General features: G+C 61.4%; 2 protein-coding genes and 1 pseudogene. All 3 read left to right on the top strand.

Annotation, left to right across the window (positions count from 1 at the left end):
- A pseudogene (locus EN993_RS35640) lies at positions 1-181 on the top strand (sugar ABC transporter substrate-binding protein); the annotation flags it as partial.
- Between the two features lie 160 nt (positions 182-341).
- Complete coding sequence (locus EN993_RS35635) at positions 342-1,403, top strand: ABC transporter permease (protein ID WP_109662417.1); 1,062 nt, start codon at positions 342-344, stop codon at positions 1,401-1,403.
- Positions 1,379-1,548 (top strand): ATP-binding cassette domain-containing protein (locus tag EN993_RS38195; RefSeq protein WP_245469071.1); only part of this gene is annotated, 170 nt, incomplete at its 3' end. The genes EN993_RS35635 and EN993_RS38195, both read left to right, overlap by 25 nt.

Here is a 1,548-nt window from a genome sequence, read left to right as displayed (position 1 = left end):
GCTGCAGATGGCAGCACTTGGCATCGAGGCGATCGCCGCTTTCGCCAAGGACGGAACCAAGCCGAAGCCGACCGAAGGCAAGAATTTCTTCGATACCGGCGTCAACCTGGTGACCGACAAGCCGGCCACTGGCGTGAAGTCCATCGACACCAAGGAAGGTCTCGCCAAGTGCTGGGGCTGATGCAGGTCTGACCGGCATCTACGGAACCTGAGCGGTCGGGGCTTGATCCCCGGCCGCTTCGGGTGGACGATGGGTCGCGTGACCGCGAACAATCCCGGCAATAGACCGGAAAAGCGTGGACGGGTGTTGGCGCGTGGCTGGCACCCAACGGGGAGGAAACATGGCTCAAGCTCAGGAATTCGAGAAGGTTCTCTCGAGCAGCGATACAAGCGTTGCCGCTTTTGACGAGCATAAATCGGCCGTCAAGCGCATCCAGCATTTCCTGCATTCAACGCCGGCAGCGGTGCCGCTGATCGTGCTGGTTCTGGCGATCATCGTCTTCGGCATCACCATCGGAGGGCGTTTCTTTTCGTCCTACACGCTGACGTTGATCCTGCAGCAGATCGCCATCATCGGCATTCTGGGTGCTGCGCAGACATTGGTCATCCTGACCGCCGGCATCGATCTGTCGATCGGCGTGATCATGGTGATTTCAGCGGTGATCATGGGCAATTGCGCGGTCAGCTACGGCATGCCCAGCGTGCTCGCCGTGGCGATCGGACTTGCCGCTGGCGCGGCCTGCGGGCTGCTCAACGGGGTGCTGGTCGCCTACATGAAGCTGCCGCCCTTCATCGTGACGCTTGGCACCTGGAACATCGTCATGGCCACGAACTTCATCTATTCGGCCAATGAGACGATCCGCGACACCGACGTCGACACCCAGGCGCCGCTGCTGCATCTGTTTGCATTGAGCTTCAAGGTCGGCACGGCGGTGCTGACGCTCGGCGTCATTGCCACGGTCGTGCTCGTTCTGATCCTGTGGTACGTGCTCAATCACACGGCATGGGGCCGCCATGTCTACGCCGTTGGTGATGACCAGGAGGCGGCGAAGCTGTCGGGCATCCAGACCAAGAAGGTGCTGATGACGGTCTACACCCTTGCCGGGCTGATCGCCGCTTTCGCGGCCTGGGTCTCCATCGGCCGCAATGGTTCGATCTCGCCGTCAGCCGCCGTCACCGACTACAATCTGCAAGCGATCACCGCGACGGTGATCGGTGGTATTTCTCTGTTTGGCGGACGCGGCTCGATCCTGGGCACGCTGTTCGGCGCAATGATCGTCGGCGTCGTCTCCATGGGCCTCAACATGCTGGGCGCCGATCCGCAATGGAAAGTGCTGCTCACCGGTGTGCTGATCATCGGCGCCGTGGCAGTCGACCAATGGATCAGAAAGGTTTCGGCATGACCATGACCCAGGAACCCATTCTCACCGCTCGTGGCCTGGTCAAGCGCTATGGCCGCGTCACCGCCCTCGACAATGCCGACTTTGACCTCTACCCGGGTGAAATCCTCGCCGTCATCGGCGACAATGGCGCCGGCAAGTCGTCGCT

The organism is Mesorhizobium sp. M7D.F.Ca.US.004.01.2.1 (assembly GCF_003997785.1).
GTDB lineage: Bacteria > Pseudomonadota > Alphaproteobacteria > Rhizobiales > Rhizobiaceae > Mesorhizobium > Mesorhizobium loti.
Note: the sequence above shows the minus strand (reverse complement) of the source record. Positions and strands in the feature narration are given on the sequence as shown.

Excerpts from the sequence above, each read along its gene's own strand:
- EN993_RS35635 (WP_109662417.1), top strand. The coding sequence starts at position 342 with ATGGCTCAAGCTCAGGAATTCGAGAAGGTTCTCTCGAGCAGCGATACA.